Here is a 16,240-nt window from a genome sequence, read left to right on the forward strand (position 1 = left end):
ACCGACCCGGAGACCGGCGTCGCCTTCGGCTACGTCACCAACGGCTTCCGCAAGAGCGTGACGGCGGACCCGAGGGCGCAGGCACTGGTCCGGGCGGTGCGCGCGGGGCTGGCGGCGCTCGGGTAAGCGGCCGCCCGCGTCACACGTGGATCGGGTGCGAGGTCCGCCCGGACTCCGCGTCGATCTCGCCGTGCGCCTTGGTCAGCAACTGCATCGCCAGTTCGTTCAAAGCGCGGGCGCCCGCGATCTCCTCGCCCACCCGGGGCTGGTTGGAGTCGACGTTGTGCCGGCTGGCGTGGCCGTGCGCCCGTACCTCGCTGCCGTCGGGCAGGCGTACCAGAGCGGCCGCCCGGGTGTGCGTGTCGTCCTCCTGGAACTCCAGCTCGATGTGCCATCCCACCGTGGTCTTCGTCATGTCGGCCACCTCCGGAACCAGTGATTCCCGCTGGTTCCAGGGTGCTCCCACACGGGCGGAACGTCACGTGGAGGCCTGGTCGCTGTCCCTGAACTCGCCCCAGCCGTGCCAGCGCTCGACCTCGACGTACGCGCTGACCCGGGGCCGGGACCGCTCCGGGTAGGGCTTGCCGGTGTAGTGCTCGGACAGCCGGTCGATGTCGGCCAGGTCCTCGTCGTCCCGCAGTTCGGCGACCCGCCCGATCAGCGTGACGTGGGTGTACCAGTCGCCGTCGGCGAGGACGGTGAGGCTGATGCGCGGATCGCGGCGCAGGTGGCGCAGCCTGACCCGGCCCTCGTCCAGGTTGATCAGCACCCGGCCGTCCTCCTGCCACAGGTACCAGGTGGCCGTGGTGACGGGCGCCCCGTCGGAACGCAGGGTGGCCATGACGCAGGGGTTGGGGCGGCGCAGCAGTTCCTGGGCCTCGGGCGGCAGCGGGGGTTTCGACACGGTGCTCTCCTCGGTCTCGCTCGGTCTCGCTCTGTCCCGGTGCTGAATCCGGTTCTCAGCCCGCGGGCTTGTCGCCGGAGCTCTCGTCGAAGCTGGCGAAGTAGGCGGCGGCCATGTCCTCGTCGGCGTGGCCCTGGGCGGCGGCGCGGGCGAACCGCTCGGCGGTCGCGGCGGCGACGTCGAGCCGTACTCCGCCCTGCTCGCCGGCCTCGACGATGAGCCGGGCGTCCTTCTCCGCCGTGCCCACGGCGAAGGAGGCGGGCGTCAGCTTGCCGTCCAGCACCAGGCCGGCCTTGGCACGCAGGTACCCCATGTCGAGCGGCCCGCCCTCGATCAGGGCGAAGAAGTCCTGCGGGTCCACGTCGAGCGCCTTGGCGAGGGCCAGCGCCTCGCCGGCCGCCGCGGTGACCGCGAGGACCCAGCTGTTGGTGACCAGCTTCAGCCGGCTGGCGCTGCCCGCGGCCCCGTCGTCTCCGGTCCACACGGTCCGGACGCCGACCGCGCCGAAGACGGGCGCGAGCGTCTCCCGGCCCTCCTCCGGCCCGGCGGCCAGCACGGTGAGCTGACCGGCCTCGGCGGGCTGGCGGGTGCCGAGGACGGGGGCGTCGTAGAACACCAGCCCGTGCTCTGCGGCGAATCCGGCCAGATCGGCGACGAGTCCGGTGCCGACGGTGGTGCACTGCGCCCAGACGGCGCCGGAGCGCAGCGCCGGTGCCGCCTCGCGCATGACGTCCAGGGCGGTGTTGCCGTCGTAGAGCATGGTCAGGACGACGTCGGCGCCCTCGACGGCCTCGGCGGGCGTGCCGGTGACCCGGATCCCGTCGGAGGCCAGCGGCTCGGCCTTCTCCCTGGTGCGGTTCCAGGCCCGGACGCCGAGTCCGGCGCGGGCGATGTTGCGGGCCATCGCGGCACCCATGATGCCGGTGCCCAGAACGGCGACGGTCGGCTTGTCGGTCATGGACGGCTCCCTGTCGTGCGGTTCGTGACCCCGGGGTTCTTGTCCTCGTGGTCCCACGTCATCTTCCCCGGGTCACCGCTTCGTGCCGTTCCTTTCCGCCCGGGCCGCCCTACCCGGCGTGCAGCATCAGTCCGATGCCGACGACCAGCAGGCCCGCCGCCGCGATCCGGGGCGCGCCGAACCGTTCCTTGAAGAACACCGCGCCGATGGCCGCGCCGACGATGATCGAGGACTCGCGCAGCGCCGCGATGGGCGCCAGCTCCGCCCGGGTCTGCGCCCACAGCACGAGGGCGTACGCGGACACGGACAGCGCGGCGCCGAACAGGCCGAGGGCCGCGTACGGGCGGAGCTGCCGGACGATGTCGCCCCGTACGCGCGCGTACATGTACGCCGGGATGGCGAGCCCCTGGACGGCCATGAGCCAGGCGATGTAGCCGAGGGGCGTCCCGGAGGCGCGTACGCCCAGGCCGTCGATCACCGTGTACGCGGCGATCGTCAGGCCGGTCGCCAGGGCGGCGCCGATCGCGGCCCAGTCGGGCCGGTGCCCGCGCAGCCCCCACAGGCTGACGCCCGTGAGCCCGACGCAGGACACGGCGATCCCGGCCGCCGCCCACGGTCCGGGGACCTCGTGCGCGAACACCGCCGCCAGCACGGTCACCACGAGCGGTGCGGTGCCGCGGGCGATCGGGTAGGCCTGGCCGAAGTCGCCGAGCCGGAAAGAGGTCATCAGCAGGGCGTAGTAGGCGATGTGCACGGCCGCCGAGAAGAGCAGGTACGGCCAGGCGGCCCCGGCCGGGAACGGCGCGAACAGCGCCATGACGAGCCCGATCAGCAGGCCGCCGCCGGAGATCAGGGTGAACCCGACCAGCTTGTCGGTGATCCGGTGGGCGATGGCGTTCCAGCTCGCGTGCGTGACCGCGGCACACAGCACCGCCGCGGTGACCAGGGGCGTCACGCGGTCCGCTCGCGCACGTCCACCAGGTCGGCGCCCGCGTGGGCGACGAGCGCCTTCGGCTCGATCGGGAAGACGGTGTGCGGATTCCCGGCCGCCGCCCACACCACGTCGTGCGCGAGCAGCGAGCGGTCGGCGAGGACCCGGGTCCGGGTGCGGTGCCCGAAGGGCGGTACGCCGCCGATGGCGTATCCGGTGGTCTCACGGACCAGGCCGGCGCCGGCCCGGGTGACCTGCCGGGCCCCCAGTTCCTCGCGCACCCGTTCCAGGTCCACGCGTGAGGCCCCGTCCATCAGCACCAGGACCGGCACCCCGTCCGCGGCGAAGATCAGTGACTTGCAGATCTGGCTCAGCTCGCACCCGACCGCCGCGGCGGCCTCCGCGGCGGTACGGGTGCCCTCGGGGAAGCGGCGGGCACGGGCGAGTACCTCGTCGAGGCCGAGGGCGCGCAGGGCCTCGGCGAAACGCGGGTGAGCCCCGGATTCTCCGGCGTCAGTGGCGGCTGTCGTCATGACCGGCACGCTAGCGGTGCCTGTACGGGGCACGCGAACGGGTTACCGCCGGGCCGGTCGCCCGGCCCGGCGGCGGACAGGAAGAAGCCGGTGAGGGCAGCCCCGTCCCCACGGATCCCTCACCGGCTGGTCTTCACACAAGCGGTACGTCAGGCGCGTACCAGCTCCTTCTCCTCGTCGGGGTCCCGGCGGTCCGCGTCGGTGCGCAGTCCGTCGCCCTCGACGTCCACGTTGGGCAGCGCCCGGTCCAGCCACCTCGGCAGCCACCAGGCCCGCTTGCCGAGCAGCGCGAGCACCGCCGGAACGATGGCCATGCGGACGATGAACGCGTCGAAGAAGACGGCGACGGCGAGACCGAAGCCGATCATCTTCACCATCGACTCGCTGGAGCCGATGAAGCCGGAGAAGACGGCGATCATGATGACGGCGGCGGCCGTGACCACGCGCGCCCCGTGCTTGAACCCGGTGACGACGGCCTGCTGGGGCTTCTCCCCGTGGACGTACGCCTCGCGCATCCGGGTCACGAGGAACACCTCGTAGTCCATGGCCAGTCCGAAGACCACGCCGACCATGAAGATCGGCATCATCGACATGACCGGGCCGGTCTCCTCCACGTTCATCAGGCCCGACAGCCAGCCCCACTGGAAGACCGCGACCACGGCGCCGAGGGCGGCCATCACGCTGAGCAGGAAGCCGAGGGCCGCCTTCAGCGGGACCAGGATCGAGCGGAAGACCACGATCAGCAGCAGGAACGCGAGGCCGACCACAAGGGCGAGGTACGGCAGCAGGGCGTCGTTCAGCTTCTGCGAGACGTCGATGTTCATCGCCGTGGAGCCGGTGACCAGCACCTTCGCGTCGGTCGCGGAGGTGATGTCCGCGCCCTTGTCACGGATGGCGTGCACCAGATCCTCGGTGGTCGCCGACGACGGCTTGGAGTCCGGGACGACGGTGATCGTCGCGGTGTCGCCCGCCTTGTTGGGGGTGGCCGGGGTGACCGTGACGACGTCCTTCAGGCCCTTGATCTCGTCGCCGACCTTGGTGAAGGCCGCCTTGGGGTGGTCGCTGTCCTTGGCGTCGACCACGACCATCAAGGGGCCGTTGAAGCCGGGGCCGAAGCCCTCGGAGAGGAGGTCGTAGGCGCGGCGCTGGGTGGTGGAGACCGGCTGGGAGCCGTCGTCGGGCAGGCCCAGTTCCAGCGAGGCGGCCGGGATGGCCGCCGCGCCGAGGCCGATCACACCGAGCAGCAGCACGGCGACCGGGCGCCGTACGACGAAGCTCGCCCAGCGGGTGCCCATGTTCGGGCGGCCCGGCTTCTTCGGAGTGCGGCCCCCGCCGAGCAGCTTGCTCTTCTCGCCGGCCGGCTTGATCCTGCGGCCCGCGTAGCCGAGCAGTGCCGGGATCAGGGTGAGCGCGATCAGGACCGCGACGGCGACCGTGCCGGCGGCGGCGACGCCCATCTTGGTCAGCATCGGGATGTTGACCACGGAGAGGCCGACGAGGGCGATGACGACGGTCAGTCCGGCGAAGACCACCGCCGAGCCCGCCGTGCCGACGGCCCGGCCGGCCGCCTCCTCGCGCCCGCGGCCCTCGGCCAGTTCGGCGCGGTAGCGGGAGACGATGAACAGGGCGTAGTCGATGCCGACGGCGAGGCCGATCATCGAGGCCAGGGTGGAGGTGGTCGAGCCCAGGTCCAGGGCATTGGCCAGCGCGGCGATCGTGGAGACGCCGATGCCGACGCCGATGATCGCGGTCAGCAGCGGGAATCCGGCCGCGAGCAGCGAGCCGAAGGTGATGACGAGGACGACCGCGGCGATCGCGATGCCGATGACCTCGCTGGAGCCGGTCTCGGGAGTCGCGGTCAGCGCGTCACCGCCGATCTCGACCGTCAGCCCGGCGTCCCGCGCGTCCTGCCCGGCGTCCTTGAGGGCGTCCTTGGCGGAGTCCTCCAGCTCCATGCCGGAGACCTTGTACTTCACCGAGGCGTAGGCGATGGTGCCGTCCTTGCTGACGGCGTGCCCGGCGTACGGGTCGGCGACGGAGGCCACCTCGGAGCCGCTCTGCAGCTCCTTCACCGTCTTGCGGACGGTGGCCTTGTTCGCCTTGTCCGTCATCTTCTCACCGTCCGGCGCCTTGAAGACGACCCGCGCGGTGGCGCCGTCGGCGCTCATCCCGGGGTAGCGCTGTTCCAGCAGGTCGAAGGCCTTCTGGGCCTCCGTACCGGGGATGGAGAAGGAGGTGCTGCCGGCGGGCGGCGCGGAGGCGGCGCCCACCCCGGCGAGGGTGAGCAGCGCGACCCATATGAGGGCGACGAAGTGCCGTCGCCGGAAGGCGAGCCGGCCGAGTTTGTAGAGGAACGTGGCCACGAGGGCGTACTCCCGGTCAGGTCGTTGGGTTCAGCTGGGCAGGGGCGATCAGCCCGACGACGTGAGCGGTGACGTCAGAAGATGGGCTTGCTGGGGAGAGCGATCAGGGGATGATCAGCGTGATCAGGAGGTGGTGACGCCGAGGGCGGGGAGGACCACGGCGTCGATGTACGAGGTGAGGAAGGCCCGGGTGGGCGGCTGGTCGTCGAGCAGCGCCCGGGTGGCGAAGCCGCCGACCATCATGTGCAGCAGGAAGTCGAGCGCGGGACAGTCGGGGCGGATCTCGCCCCGGTCGATCGCACGCTGGATCACCTGGTGGAAGCCGGAGATCTCCGGCTCCACGAGCTGGGCCCGGAAGGCCTCGCGCAGATCCGGGTTGTTGTGCATCGCCATGGCGACGCCCCGCATGAGCGCCGAGTTCTGCTCGATGGTGCAGTCGTCCTCGAGCAGCACCAGCGCGTGCAGGTCGCCCCGGAGCGTGCCCGTGTCGGTCTCACCGATCCGGTCGGGCTTGCCGTGCCGGATGGCCTTGACGACCAGTTCGGCCTTGCCGCCCCACTGGCGGTAGAGCGTGGCCTTGCTGGACCGGGTGCGGGCGGCGACGGCGTCCATGGTGAGGGCGTCGTAACCGACTTCGCGGAGCAGGTCGAGCACGGCCTCGTACAACTCGGCCTCGCGTTCGGGCGTGATCCGACTGCGACGCACGGCGACGGTCTCAGTCATGTCTCTCACCTTCCCGATGCGGCTGCCCGCTTGGAACGACACGGTTTCGTACACGACGAATGTACCCCGCCCGCAAGCGAAACGAAACGGTTTCGTTCGTGTCCTGGGTCACGCCTGTCGGATTTCCATAAGGGGCCGCCCGGGCCGGCTCCGGCTCCACTCCGGCCCGCTCCGGCCCGCTCCGGTTGCTGGGCCCCCTCGCCCGGAAAAGCATGGGGAGGTGAGCTATCTGCGCCTGCCCCACCTCAACGGCGACCTGCTGTGCTTCGTGGCCGAGGACGACCTCTGGCTGGCCCCCCTGGACTCCCCGGGCCGGGCCTGGCGGCTGACCGTGGACCGAGCCAAGACCGGGCACCCCCGCTTCTCGCCCGACGGCCGCCACATCGCCTACGCCACCTGGCGCAACCTCGCACCCGAGATCCACCTCGTCGGCGTCGACGGCGGACCGGCGCGGCAGCTCACGTACTGGGGCAGCGCCGACACCCGGGTGTGCGGCTGGACCCCCGACGGCTACATCCTCGCCGTCACCTCCCACGGCGAGCCCTTCTCCTACTTCACCTGGGCCTACAAGCTGACCACGGACGGCGCGCCCGGCCGCAAACTGCCCTGGGGACCGGTCTCCGACATCCAGGCCGCCGACATCGACGGCGAGCGCAGAAGCCTGCTGCTCACCGGCACCCCGCCGCACGAACCCGCTTCCTGGAAGCGGTACCGGGGCGGCGCCATGGGCCGGCTCTGGCTGCACGGACAGCGGCTGCTGCCGGACATCGGCGGGCATCTGCACTCGCCCATGTTCGTCGGCGGCCGGATCGCCTTCCTCTCCGACCACGAGGGCGTCGGCAACCTCTACTCCTGCGCGTACGACGGTTCCGACCTGCGCCGCCACTCCGACCACGACGCCTTCTACGCCCGGCACGCCTCGAGCGACGGCACCCGGGTGGTCTACCAGTGCGCGGGCGAGCTGTGGCTCGTGGAGGACTTCGCCCCGGACGCCGTACCGCGCAGGCTGGACGTCCGGCTCGGCGGCCCGCGCGCGGGGCGCCGCCGACACCAGGTGCCGGCCGCCCAGCACGTGGACGGCATCTCCGTGGACGAGACCGGGCGGGCCAGCGCGGTCGTCGTCCGGGGCAGCCTGTACTGGCTCACCCACCGGGACGGCCCGTCCCGCACGATCACGGACACGCCCGGGGTCCGGGTCCGGCTGCCGGAGATGCTCGGCTCCACCGGGCAGGTGGCGTACGTGACGGACGCCGAGGGCGAGGACGCCGTCGAGATCGCCCGGCTCCCCCGTGCCTCCGGCGACCGCGCCACACGCCGGCTGGGCCAGGGCGAACTGGGGCGGGTCCTGGAGATGGTGTCCGACCCGCTGGGCGAACGGCTGGCCATCGCCTCCCACGACGGACGGCTGCTGCTGATCGACGTCACGGACGAAGAGGCGCCCGAGGGAGCGGCAGGGACCGCCGAAGAGGGCCCGGCGGGGGCCGGGGACGACTCCGGGGACTCCGGCGACTCCGGCGGCGGGGCCGCCGCGGTCCCGGACGGCCGGGTCACCGAGCTGATCCGGTCCGCCAACGGGCCCGTACGCGACCTCGCCTTCTCCCCCGACGGCTCCTGGATCACCTGGTCCCACCCGGGGATCGGCCGCTCGCTGCGGCAGATCAAGCTGGCCCGCATCAAGGACCGGCACATCGTGGACGTCACCAACGGCCGCTTCGAGGACGAGAACCCCGTCTTCACCCGCGACGGCCGCTACCTCGCCTTCCTGTCCTGGCGCGGCTTCGACCCGGTGTACGACGTCCACACCGGCGACCTGTCCTTCCCGCTGGGCTGCCGCCCGTACCTGGTCCCGCTCTCCTCGGCGACCCCCTCACCGTTCGCCCTGAACCCCGAGGGCCGACCGGCCGCCGGGGGGCTCGACCCGCTCGAGGACGAGGGCGGCGGCGAGGGCGGCGCGGTGACCGTGGAGGTGGAGGGCCTGGAGAACCGTGTGACCCCGTTCCCGGTCGTCGCCTCCAAGTACTCCGCGCTGTACCCGGTGGCCGGCGGGGGCCTGGTGTGGCTGCGCTGGCCCATCTCCGGGGCGCTCGGCGAGACCTTCGCCAACCCGGCGGACATCAGCGGCCGGCCGACGCTCGAGTACTTCAACATCGCCAAGGCCAAGAAGTCCGAACTGGTCGACCACCTGGACTGGTTCGCGGTGAGCGGGGACGCGACCCGGCTGGTGGTGGTCGACGAGGGCGACCTGCGGGCGGTGCCGTCGACCGAGCCCGGCGACGTCGACACGACCGTCTGGATCGACCTGCGCCGCATCGTGCATCACGCCGATCCACCCGCCGAATGGCGCCAGGCCTACGACGAGGCCGGCCGTCTCATCCGCGCCTACTTCTGGGATCCCGGGATGTGCGGCATCGACTGGGACGGGGTGCTCGACCAGTACCGGCCGCTGGTCGAACAGGTCGCCTCCCCCGACGACTTCGCCGACCTGCTGCGGGAGGTCCTCGGCGAGCTGGGCACCTCGCACGCCTACGTCACCGCCGCCCGCCGCAACGAGGGCCCGCCCCACTACCAGCGCTGGCAGGGCCTGCTCGGCGCCAACCTGGTCGAACGGGACGGCGGTTGGGCGGTCAAGCGGATCCTGCCCGGCGACTCCTCCGACTCCAAGGCCCGCTCGCCGCTGGCCGGCACGGGCATCCGGGAGGGCGCCGTACTGACCCACGTGGACGGCCGCCCCGTCGATCCGGTGACCGGTCCGTACCCGCTGCTCGCGGGCTCGGGCGGGACGACGACGGAGCTGACGTTCACCTCGCCGCCGGGCGAGCCGGGGCGGTCCCGGCGGGTCGCCATCGTGCCGCTCATCGACGAGCGGCCGCTGCGCTACCAGGACTGGGTGGCCAAACGCCGCGAGGTCGTCCGGGAGTTGAGCGGCGGCCGGTGCGGGTATCTGCACATCCCCGACATGGGCGGCTCCGGCTGGGCCCAGTTCAACCGGGACCTGCGCATGGAGGTGTCCCGGCCCGCGCTGATCGTGGACGTGCGCGGCAACGCGGGCGGTCACATCAGCGAACTCGTCATCGAGACCCTGAGCCGTACGATCCTCGGCTGGGACCTGACCCGCAACGCGCAGCCGGTGTCGTACCCCTCGAACGCGCCCCGGGGCCCGATCGTGGCCCTCGCCGACGAGGCGACCTCATCCGACGGCGACATGATCACCGCCGCCTTCAAGCTGCTCAAGCTGGGTCCGGTCGTCGGCCAGCGCACCTGGGGCGGCGTGGTCGGCATGACCGGCCGGCACCGGCTCGGCGACGGCACGGTGATCACGGTCCCGATGAACGCGGCCTGGTTCTACGCCTACGGCTGGTCCGTGGAGAACCACGGCGTGACCCCGGACCTGGAGATCCTGCGCACGCCGCTCGACTGGGCCGAGGGCCGCCACGCCCAACTCGACGACGCGATTCAACTGGCCCTGGAACTCCTCCAGACCAACCCCGCAGCAGAACCCCCCGACTACTCCGCCGTCCCCAACACCCCCCGCCCCACCCTCCCCCCAAGACCCACCACCTAGGAGACCCACCACCTAGGGGCGCGGGGAACTGCGCAAGCTTTCAGGGGCGCGGGGAACTGCGCAATCTTCTAAGGGGCGCGGGGAACTGCGCGACAAGCCCCCACCCACCCGCACCGCACAACGCACCCCCGACACCCCGCCCCGACGCCCCACCCCCGAACACAGCAAGGTGCCCCCCGAAAGAATCGGGGGGCACCCCAAGCTGCCAATCCGGCCGAAGCCGGCGCAGCGTTACGCGTCGTAGTCGGCGTCGAAGCGGTCATCCATCTCCCGCTCCGACTCCTCGCTGTCGCGCATGTTCTGACGGCCCCGCTCAGGCTGCTGGTGGCCACGCTGACCCTGCTGCTGCCCGTGCTGCTGCCCGTGCTGGCCCTGCTGCGGGCCGCGCTGACCCTGGCCGGCCTTCTCCCGGGCCTGGCCGACCTTCTCGCGGGCCTGGTCCTGCCGGACGTTGGTCTTCTCGCTGAACTGGTCCTTCATACCCATGTGGGTTCACTCCCGAAGTGGGTGGGGGTTCGGCCCCCGCTGGGGCCTCGACCAGATTCACACGGCCCAACACGCTGCGCATGTCGATCAGTTACGCTGCGTAGCGCGGGCCGCCTCATCGGCCTCCCCACCTGCGCCGACGAGTCCCGAGCGCATCCCCTGGAGCCGTGGCGCGAACCGCCGCATCTCCCGCTGGCCCACCGTGCCGATGAGCGCGGGCAGATAGCCGCGCACACCCTGCATACCGCGCAGCCACCACTGCCCGTACACATGCGCCGAACGCCGCTCGATGCCGGCGACGATCCGGTCCACCGCCGGGCCCAGCGGGTACGTCTTGTTCGACGGCCACGGCAGCCGCTGCCGCAGTTCCCGCATCACGTCGTCCTGGTCGGCGCCGCGCACCATGTCGGTGTCGGTCCAGGACAGGTACCCGACGCCCACCCGGACGCCCTGGTGGCCGACCTCGGCCCGCAGACTGTGCGCGTACGCCTCCACACCCGACTTGGAGGCGCAGTACGCCGACATCATCGGCGCCGGGGTGATCGCGGCGAGTGAGGCGATCTGCAGCAGATAGCCCCGGCTCTCGACCAGCACCGGCAGGAACGCGCGGGCCGTGACCGCCGAACCGATCAGGTTCACCTCGATCACCCGCCGCCAGGCCTCCGGATCGGAGTCGATGAAGGGCCCCCCGGTCGCCACACCGGCGTTGGCGACGACGATGTCGACCTTGCCGAAGCGCGCCTTCACCTCCTGCGCCACCCGGCTCATCGCCTCGTGGTCGGTGACGTCGGCGTACCAGTGCGCGCTCTCGCTGTGCAGCCGCCCGGAGACCTCCTTGAGCGCGTCCTCCTCCAGGCCGACCAGCGCGACCCTGGCACCGCGTGCGGAGAGCTTGCGGGCGAGCAACTCGCCGACGCCGCGCGCCGCTCCGGTGACGACGGCGACCTGTCCTTCGAGGCTGACCCTGCTCATGCGCCCTCCTTGATCTGCTGCACGACGGTGGAACGGGAGACGGGGGCGTCCCCCGTGACGTAGGTGGTGACGAGCTCCCGGATTCTCCCGGTCACCCGCTCCGGGGCCTCGACGGGAGACATGTGGCCGACGCCGGGGAGCTCGGTGAGACCGAGACACCGGGGCAGCGCGGCGACCAGCGCGTGGGCGTGCGCCACGGGCGTCAGCCGGTCGGCGGCGCCGTGCAGCACCTCGGTGGGCACGCGCAACTCCCGCACCCCGTGGTCGAGGTCGAGCGCCGCGAGCATGCCCGCCCAGGCGTGACGCACGGTGCGCGGGCAGGCGTGCACGATCCGCGCGCACGCCTCCACCATGTGCGGGGCCGAACCGGCGCCCATGGTGCCGTACTTGAGGACCCGCATCGCCAGCGGCGTGACCGGCCCGAGCGGGGCGCGCGAGCTGAGCACGCGCCCGGTGAGCCAGGGGCGTGCCCGCCCGGCGCGCAGCGGCACCACACGCGCCTCGGCGACCAGCCGGGAGCTGCCGGTGCTGCACAGCAGGACGGCCGCGGCGTGTTCACGGAAGCGGGGACGCGCGGAGGCGGCCATGACCGTCATCCCGCCCATGGAGTGGCCGACGACCAGTGCCTTCTCCCCGGGCGCGAGGGTCTCGGCGAGCACCGCCTCGAGGTCGTCGGCGAGCGCCTCGGTGGTGCAGGCGCGGCTCGCCGGACTGCGCCCGTGCCCCCGCTGGTCGTAGGCGATCACCCGGTGGTCGGCCGCCAGCTCCCGGATCTGCGCCGCCCAGAACGCGGTCGAACAGGTCCAGCCGTGGGAGAGGACGACGGGGGGCGCGTCCTCGGGGCCGTGCACCTCGGCGTGCAGCCGGGCACCGTCGGCGGAGACCACGGTGAGGACGCGGTCCGGCACCGGCGGGGCGTAGGGGCCGGAGGCCATCGCGGTGATCCGGCTCATACGGCGGCCTCGCTCTGCCGTCCCGCCACCGGACCGGCCTCGGCGGCCCGGGCGCCGGGCTGCCGGACGACCTCGTACTCCGCCAGGTCCACCCGCCGGGTCGCGCGCCGGAACTCCGCCGTCGTGCCGGGCCAGATGGTGGTGTTGCGGCCGCTCGGGTCGAGGTACCAGCTCGTGCAGCCGCCGGTGTTCCACACGGTCCGCTTCATGCGCTCCTGGACCTTGTGGTTCCAGGCGTCGACGGCGGCGGGCCGTGCGTCCAGGGCGGCGCGGCCTCCGAGCACGTCGAGCTGGCGCAGGTAGTCCGCCATGTAGTTGAGCTGGGACTCGATCATGAGGATCATCGACGAGTTGCCGAGGCCGGTGTTGGGCCCGATGATCGTCATCCAGTTCGGGAACCCGGCGGCCGAGGCGCCGCGCAGCGCCTGCATCCCGCCCTTCCAGGTCTCGGCGAGCGTGACGCCCTCCGCTCCGACCACCCGCTCGGCGATGGGCATGTCCGTGACGTGGAAGCCCGTGCCGAAGATGATCGCGTCGACCTCCGCCTCGCTGCCGTCGGCCGCGACGACGGTGGAGCCGCGGATCTCGCTGAGCCCGCTCGCGACGACGTCCACATTGGGCCGGGCCAGCGCCGGGTAGTACTCGCTGGACAGCAGGATCCGCTTGCAGCCGATGCGGTAGTCGGGGGTGAGCTTGGCGCGCAGCGCCGGGTCCTTCACCGCGCGGGCCATGTTGCGCTTGGCGAGCCGCTCGATCAGCCCGAGTTCGTCGGGGTGCTTGGTGAACGCCTGCACCTGGAGTTCCCGGATGCCCCACAGCATCCCGCGCCTGAGCCTGGTGGTGAACGGCAGCGCCTGGTGCAGCCGGCGTTCGGCCGCGCTGATGGCGCGGTCCATGCGCGGCATCACCCACGGCGGGGTGCGCTGGAAGAGGGTCAGCCGTCCGACCTGGCGCTGGATGGCGGGCACGATCTGGATGGCGGAGGCGCCGGTGCCGACCATGGCGACCCGCTTGCCGCGCAGGTCGTAGTCGTGGTCCCAGCGGGCCGAGTGGAACACCTTGCCGGGGAAGGACTCGAGCCCCGGGATCTCGGGCACCTTCGGGTCGGACAGCGGCCCGGTGGCGGAGACGACCACGTCGGCGGTGAGCGTGCCCCGCGCGGTCTCGATCTCCCACCGCAGCCGCTCGCCGTCCCAGCGCATCAGCTTCACCTCGGCGCCGAAACGGATGTGCGGGCGCAGCCCGAAGACGTCGGCGACGTGCTCCAGATAGGCGCGGATGTGCTCCTGCCCGGAGAAGGTGCGCGGCCAGTCGGGGTTGGGCGCGAAGGAGAAGGAGTACAGATGGGAGGGCACGTCACAGGCGCACCCGGGGTAGCTGTTGTCCCGCCAGGTGCCGCCGACGCTGTCGGCCCGCTCCAGGACGACGAAGTCGGTGATCCCCTCGCGGCGCAGCCGCACCGCGGCCCCCAGTCCGCCGAACCCGGACCCGATCACCGCCACCCGTACATGCTCGTGCTCGGCCATCCCGAAGCCTCCACGCATCGCCTTGGACTCTGCCAGTGAACACTGGCGCAATGGGACTGTAGAGCAGCGGCGTACCGAGCGGTAGGGGGTGAGAAAGGGAAAGTTACCGGCGGTACAACATAGGCTGCGACCGTGACGGACGACGGCGGACACGAGGTCGAGCAGGGCGGCGGGGCACGCGAGTACCGCATGGAGGAACTGGCCCGTCTGGCCGGCATCACCGTGCGCACCCTGCGCTTCTACCGCGAACGCAAGCTGATCCCGCCACCCCGCCGCGAGGGCCGCATCGCCTGGTACGACGACCACCACCTGGCCCGCCTGCGCACCATCGCGGCGCTCCTGGAGCGCGGCCACACCCTCACCGGCATCGCGGAACTCGCGGAGGCCCTCGACCAGGGCCGCGACGTCGCCGACGTCCTCGGCGTGGGCACCCCCACCGAGGAGGAGCCGGTCCGCCTCACTCCCGAGGAACTCGCCGCCCGCTTCGAGGGCGAGGTCACCCCGGAGAACCTGGCCGCCGCCATGGACCTGGGCTATCTGGGCACCGACGGCGACGAGATCGTCCACATCAGCCGCCGCCTGCTGGACGTCTCCTCCGCCCTGGTCCGCGAGGGCATACCCCTGGCGGAGGTCCTGGCGGCCGGAAAACGCGTCCGCGAGCACGCCGACGCCCTCGCCACCCTCTTCACCGACATGATCCTCCGCCACGCCCCCGAGGAAGACCTCCACCGCCTGCGCCCCCTGGCCCGCAGCGTCGTGGAGGCGGAACTCTCCCTGGCCCTGGACCGGAGGATCAGCAAACGGGGCTGAGCGGGCCGCCAGAGGCCCCTAGAGGTCGTAGACGACGGTCACCGGCGCATGGTCGCTCCACCGCTCGGCGTGCGTGGCCGCGCGCTCGACGAACCCCTTGACCGCCCGGTCCGCGAGCCCCGGCGTGGCCAGGTGGTAGTCGATCCGCCATCCCGTGTCGTTCTCGAAGGCCCGCCCCCGGTACGACCACCACGAGTACGGGCCCTCCACGTCCGGGTGCAGGGCGCGTACGACGTCCACGTAGCCGCCGTCCTCGGCGGTGAGGACCCGGGTGAGCCAGTCCCGCTCCTCGGGGAGGAAGCCGGAGTTCTTGGTGTTGCCGCGCCAGTTCTTCAGGTCGGCCCGCTGGTGGGCGATGTTCCAGTCGCCGCAGACCACCACGTGGCGCCCGTCGGCGGCGGCCCGCTCCCGCAGCCCCTTGAGGTGGACCAGGAACTCGTCCATGAAGCGGAACTTCTCGTCCTGGCGCTCGGTGCCGACCTCGCCGGAGGGGAGGTAGAGGGAGGCGACGGTGACGCCGGGCAGGTCGGCCTCCACGTACCGTCCGCTGCCGTCGAACTCGGCCGAGCCGAAGCCGATGCGGACGCGGTCGGGTTCGCGGCGCGTGTACAGCGAGACGCCCGCGCGCCCCTTCGCGGCGGCCGGGGCGTGCACGACGTGCCAGCCGTCGGGCTGCCGGACCTCCTCGGGCAGCTGGTGCGGCTCGGCGCGCACCTCCTGCAGACAGACGACGTCCGCGGAGGTCAGGGCGAGCCACTCCACGAAGCCCTTCTTGGCGGCGGCCCGCAGTCCGTTCACGTTCACCGAGGTCACAGTCAGCACCAGGGCACGATACCGGCACACTGGTCGAGGTCAGTTTTTCCCTATGCATAGAAGTACGATGCCCAGCATGAATATACGCCGCGTTCGTTTCGACCACCCCGACGCCGTCAAGCTCAACGACGTCGTCCAGGAGGAGTACCACCTGCGCTATGGCGACGGCGGCGACGCCACGGTGCTCGACGCCACCGACTTCGACCCGCCCCGGGGCGCGTACCTGATCGTGTACGACGAGCGCGACCGGCCGGTCGCCACCGGCGGCTGGCGCAGCCAGGACAGCAACGGCGAGGGCAACGAGGACGGCGACGCCGAGCTCAAGCGCATGTTCGTCGTCGATGAGATGCGCGGTCTCGGCCTCGCCCGCCGCATTCTCGCGGCCCTGGAGGAGGACGCCCGCATGGCCGGCCGCGTCCGCATGGTCCTGGAGACCGGCACCAAGCAGCCGGAGGCCATCGCCCTGTACGCGTCGAGCGGTTACGAGCCCTGCGCCAAGTTCGGCTACTACCGCCACCACGAGGAGAGCCTCTGCTACGCGAAGCGGCTGTGAACACGATGAAGCCCCAGTCGGCTTTCGCCGACTGGGGCTTCATGATGCGTGGACCTGAGGGGATTTGAACCCCTGGCCCCCTCGATGCGAACGAGGTGCGCTACCGGACTGCGCCACAGGCCCTTGCAACGAGTGAAACTCTAGCATCCCCGT

The 16,240-nt window shown here is 72.0% G+C and carries 15 protein-coding genes and 1 tRNA gene; 3 read left to right on the forward strand and 13 right to left on the reverse strand.

What is annotated here, in order from left to right; genetic code table 11:
• Nucleotides 1-139: 139 nt before the first annotated feature.
• The 7 genes from AB0924_RS10800 to AB0924_RS10830 all read right to left on the reverse strand — a co-directional run bounded on the left by AB0924_RS10800 (nucleotide 140) and on the right by AB0924_RS10830 (nucleotide 6,412).
• Complete coding sequence (locus tag AB0924_RS10800) at nucleotides 140-415, reverse strand: DUF1876 domain-containing protein (protein WP_358928702.1); 276 nt, start codon at nucleotides 413-415, stop codon at nucleotides 140-142.
• A 63-nt stretch (nucleotides 416-478) separates the two neighbouring features.
• On the reverse strand, nucleotides 479-904 hold the full coding sequence (locus AB0924_RS10805; protein WP_358928700.1) for a PPOX class F420-dependent oxidoreductase: 426 nt from the start codon (nucleotides 902-904) through the stop codon (nucleotides 479-481).
• A gap of 55 nt (nucleotides 905-959) precedes the next feature.
• Nucleotides 960-1,862 (reverse strand): NAD(P)-dependent oxidoreductase, encoded by a 903-nt coding sequence (locus AB0924_RS10810; protein WP_366911177.1) that lies wholly within the window; start codon nucleotides 1,860-1,862, stop codon nucleotides 960-962.
• A gap of 109 nt (nucleotides 1,863-1,971) precedes the next feature.
• Nucleotides 1,972-2,817 (reverse strand): DMT family transporter, encoded by an 846-nt coding sequence (locus AB0924_RS10815; RefSeq protein WP_358928696.1) that lies wholly within the window; start codon nucleotides 2,815-2,817, stop codon nucleotides 1,972-1,974.
• Entirely contained in the window at nucleotides 2,814-3,326 is a 513-nt protein-coding gene (locus tag AB0924_RS10820; protein ID WP_366911178.1) for a YbaK/EbsC family protein, read from the reverse strand. Before AB0924_RS10820 ends, AB0924_RS10815 begins: the two co-directional genes overlap by 4 nt.
• Before the next feature lie 149 nt (nucleotides 3,327-3,475).
• Nucleotides 3,476-5,689 carry an MMPL family transporter gene (locus tag AB0924_RS10825; protein ID WP_366911179.1) on the reverse strand — a complete coding sequence of 738 codons (2,214 nt, stop codon included), beginning with the start codon at nucleotides 5,687-5,689 and terminating at the stop codon, nucleotides 3,476-3,478.
• A 123-nt stretch (nucleotides 5,690-5,812) separates the two neighbouring features.
• Nucleotides 5,813-6,412 (reverse strand): TetR/AcrR family transcriptional regulator, encoded by a 600-nt coding sequence (locus AB0924_RS10830; protein ID WP_358928690.1) that lies wholly within the window; start codon nucleotides 6,410-6,412, stop codon nucleotides 5,813-5,815.
• A 220-nt stretch (nucleotides 6,413-6,632) separates the two neighbouring features.
• On the opposite strand from AB0924_RS10830, the gene AB0924_RS10835 reads away from it, so the two are divergent.
• On the forward strand, nucleotides 6,633-9,974 hold the full coding sequence (locus tag AB0924_RS10835; RefSeq protein ID WP_366911180.1) for a S41 family peptidase: 3,342 nt from the start codon (nucleotides 6,633-6,635) through the stop codon (nucleotides 9,972-9,974).
• A gap of 231 nt (nucleotides 9,975-10,205) precedes the next feature.
• On the opposite strand, the gene AB0924_RS10840 is transcribed toward AB0924_RS10835, so the two are convergent.
• The 4 genes from AB0924_RS10840 to AB0924_RS10855 form a co-directional block, all read right to left on the reverse strand.
• A complete protein-coding gene (locus AB0924_RS10840; RefSeq protein ID WP_358928686.1) occupies nucleotides 10,206-10,460 on the reverse strand; it encodes a hypothetical protein in 255 nt (84 codons plus the stop codon).
• 87 nt (nucleotides 10,461-10,547) lie between these two features.
• Nucleotides 10,548-11,432, reverse strand: a complete 885-nt coding sequence (locus AB0924_RS10845; protein ID WP_358928684.1) for an SDR family oxidoreductase — start codon at nucleotides 11,430-11,432, stop codon at nucleotides 10,548-10,550.
• A complete protein-coding gene (locus AB0924_RS10850; RefSeq protein ID WP_366911181.1) occupies nucleotides 11,429-12,385 on the reverse strand; it encodes an alpha/beta hydrolase in 957 nt (318 codons plus the stop codon). The genes AB0924_RS10845 and AB0924_RS10850 overlap by 4 nt, the downstream gene beginning before the upstream one ends.
• The gene (locus AB0924_RS10855) at nucleotides 12,382-13,911 is read right to left on the reverse strand and encodes an NAD(P)/FAD-dependent oxidoreductase (RefSeq protein WP_358928680.1); all 1,530 of its coding nucleotides are present in this window, start codon (nucleotides 13,909-13,911) and stop codon (nucleotides 12,382-12,384) included. Before AB0924_RS10855 ends, AB0924_RS10850 begins: the two co-directional genes overlap by 4 nt.
• Before the next feature lie 189 nt (nucleotides 13,912-14,100).
• On the opposite strand from AB0924_RS10855, the gene AB0924_RS10860 reads away from it, so the two are divergent.
• Nucleotides 14,101-14,721 carry a MerR family transcriptional regulator gene (locus tag AB0924_RS10860; protein WP_358929012.1) on the forward strand — a complete coding sequence of 207 codons (621 nt, stop codon included), beginning with the start codon at nucleotides 14,101-14,103 and terminating at the stop codon, nucleotides 14,719-14,721.
• 18 nt (nucleotides 14,722-14,739) lie between these two features.
• On the opposite strand, the gene AB0924_RS10865 is transcribed toward AB0924_RS10860, so the two are convergent.
• The gene (locus AB0924_RS10865; protein WP_358928678.1) at nucleotides 14,740-15,543 is read right to left on the reverse strand and encodes an exodeoxyribonuclease III; all 804 of its coding nucleotides are present in this window, start codon (nucleotides 15,541-15,543) and stop codon (nucleotides 14,740-14,742) included.
• Nucleotides 15,544-15,610: 67 nt separating this feature from the next.
• On the opposite strand from AB0924_RS10865, the gene AB0924_RS10870 reads away from it, so the two are divergent.
• On the forward strand, nucleotides 15,611-16,087 hold the full coding sequence (locus tag AB0924_RS10870; RefSeq protein ID WP_366911182.1) for a GNAT family N-acetyltransferase: 477 nt from the start codon (nucleotides 15,611-15,613) through the stop codon (nucleotides 16,085-16,087).
• 49 nt (nucleotides 16,088-16,136) lie between these two features.
• On the opposite strand, the gene AB0924_RS10875 is transcribed toward AB0924_RS10870, so the two are convergent.
• A tRNA-Ala gene (locus tag AB0924_RS10875) sits at nucleotides 16,137-16,210 on the reverse strand.
• Nucleotides 16,211-16,240: the final 30 nt, after the last annotated feature.

The organism is Streptomyces sp. NPDC047869, from assembly GCF_040704065.1.
In the GTDB taxonomy this organism is placed as follows: domain Bacteria; phylum Actinomycetota; class Actinomycetes; order Streptomycetales; family Streptomycetaceae; genus Streptomyces.

Coding starts and splice junctions, on each gene's coding strand:
- AB0924_RS10800 (WP_358928702.1), bottom strand. CDS start 415: ATGACGAAGACCACGGTGGGATGGCACATCGAGCTGGAGTTCCAGGAG.
- AB0924_RS10810 (WP_366911177.1), bottom strand. CDS start 1,862: ATGACCGACAAGCCGACCGTCGCCGTTCTGGGCACCGGCATCATGGGT.
- AB0924_RS10820 (WP_366911178.1), bottom strand. CDS start 3,326: ATGACGACAGCCGCCACTGACGCCGGAGAATCCGGGGCTCACCCGCGT.
- AB0924_RS10830 (WP_358928690.1), bottom strand. CDS start 6,412: ATGACTGAGACCGTCGCCGTGCGTCGCAGTCGGATCACGCCCGAACGC.
- AB0924_RS10840 (WP_358928686.1), bottom strand. CDS start 10,460: ATGGGTATGAAGGACCAGTTCAGCGAGAAGACCAACGTCCGGCAGGAC.
- AB0924_RS10845 (WP_358928684.1), bottom strand. CDS start 11,432: ATGAGCAGGGTCAGCCTCGAAGGACAGGTCGCCGTCGTCACCGGAGCG.
- AB0924_RS10850 (WP_366911181.1), bottom strand. CDS start 12,385: ATGAGCCGGATCACCGCGATGGCCTCCGGCCCCTACGCCCCGCCGGTG.
- AB0924_RS10855 (WP_358928680.1), bottom strand. CDS start 13,911: ATGGCCGAGCACGAGCATGTACGGGTGGCGGTGATCGGGTCCGGGTTC.
- AB0924_RS10860 (WP_358929012.1), top strand. CDS start 14,101: ATGGAGGAACTGGCCCGTCTGGCCGGCATCACCGTGCGCACCCTGCGC.
- AB0924_RS10870 (WP_366911182.1), top strand. CDS start 15,611: ATGAATATACGCCGCGTTCGTTTCGACCACCCCGACGCCGTCAAGCTC.